Source organism: Indiicoccus explosivorum, from assembly GCF_002167005.1.
Classification (GTDB): domain Bacteria; phylum Bacillota; class Bacilli; order Bacillales_A; family Planococcaceae; genus Indiicoccus; species Indiicoccus explosivorum.
On sequence record NZ_NHTN01000054.1, the window covers coordinates 1 to 1,275 of the forward strand.

9 tRNA genes are annotated in these 1,275 nt (G+C 51.9%); all 9 read right to left on the reverse strand.

The annotated features are described in order from the left end of the window. Positions 1–64: 64 nt before the first annotated feature. Positions 65–141 (reverse strand) — tRNA-Met (locus CCE92_RS13265). 322 nt (positions 142–463) lie between these two features. Continuing rightward, positions 464–556, reverse strand: a tRNA-Ser gene (locus CCE92_RS13270). Positions 557–571: 15 nt separating this feature from the next. Beyond that, positions 572–648 (reverse strand) — tRNA-Ile (locus tag CCE92_RS13275). A gap of 10 nt (positions 649–658) precedes the next feature. Beyond that, positions 659–732, reverse strand: a tRNA-Met gene (locus CCE92_RS13280). A 17-nt stretch (positions 733–749) separates the two neighbouring features. Next, a tRNA-Ala gene (locus tag CCE92_RS13285) sits at positions 750–825 on the reverse strand. A gap of 8 nt (positions 826–833) precedes the next feature. Next, a tRNA-Pro gene (locus tag CCE92_RS13290) sits at positions 834–910 on the reverse strand. A 42-nt stretch (positions 911–952) separates the two neighbouring features. Beyond that, positions 953–1,029: transfer RNA gene (locus CCE92_RS13295), tRNA-Arg, on the reverse strand. A 23-nt stretch (positions 1,030–1,052) separates the two neighbouring features. After that, positions 1,053–1,127: transfer RNA gene (locus CCE92_RS13300), tRNA-Gly, on the reverse strand. Positions 1,128–1,133: 6 nt separating this feature from the next. Further along, positions 1,134–1,222 (reverse strand) — tRNA-Leu (locus CCE92_RS13305). Positions 1,223–1,275 lie beyond the last annotated feature (53 nt).

Sequence of the window (1,275 nt, forward strand, 5' to 3'; positions counted from 1 at the left end):
ATCGAACCCGCGATCTCCTGCGTGACAGGCAGGCATGTTAACCGCTACACCACAGGACCGGGATTGGTTGCGGGGGCAGGATTTGAACCCGCGACCTTTGGGTTATGAGCCCAACGAGCTACCGGACTGCTCCACCCCGCGATAATATTATGCAGTAGAAATTTGGTTCATCTACGCTTTCAGCATTGCAGTGGAGTAGACACCTGCGTCGGTTTCACCGACTCGTGTTAATCGCTGTCTTCGTACAGCGATTTGCTCCACCCCGCGACATTAATAGTAGTGATACTTTGTTTCATCTACGCATTCAGCATTGCAGTGATAGACACCTGCGCCGGTTCCACCGACTCGGTGTTAATCGCTGTCTTCGTACAGCGATTCGCTCCACCCTTACTTACGAAAGGTTCTTTTGATGCGTCACTTACGTACGAGAAAGTAAAAAAGTGAGTCCACTCATTTTAAAAAATGGAGGAGGAAGAGGGATTCGAACCCCCGCGGGATTTGACTCCCCTGTCGGTTTTCAAGACCGATCCCTTCAGCCAGACTTGGGTATTCCTCCAGGATAATAATTAAATGGTGGACCTTGCAGGACTCGAACCTGCGACCGGACGGTTATGAGCCGTCTGCTCTAACCAACTGAGCTAAAGGTCCTTTAAAGAGATGGCGGCAGAGGGGATCGAACCCCCGACCTTACGGGTATGAACCGTACGCTCTAGCCAGCTGAGCTACGCCGCCAGGATCTTTATGATAGTTGGTGGAGCCTAGCGGGATCGAACCGCTGACCTCCTGCGTGCAAGGCAGGCGCTCTCCCAGCTGAGCTAAGGCCCCATGATAACTGGTCGGGAAGACAGGATTCGAACCTGCGACCCCTTGGTCCCAAACCAAGTGCTCTACCAAGCTGAGCTACTTCCCGAACATATATTTGTTTCTATGTATGGATACAATAAAACAAATATGGCGCGCCCGGCAGAAGTCGAATCCACAACCTTCTGATCCGTAGTCAGACGCTCTATCCAATTGAGCTACGGGCGCGTATCTGGTTTTGTTCAAAAAAATGGAGCGGAAGACGGGGGTCGAACCCGCGACCTCCACCTTGGCAAGGTGGCGTTCTACCACTGAACTACTTCCGCTAGACATGGTGCGGATGAAGGGAGTCGAACCCCCACGCCCGGTAAAGGGCACTAGAGCCTGATTCTAGCGCGTCTGCCAGTTCCGCCACATCCGCATGTCTGTTGTTATTAAATTACCTTAATAACAAAATGGTGAGCCATGAAGGAC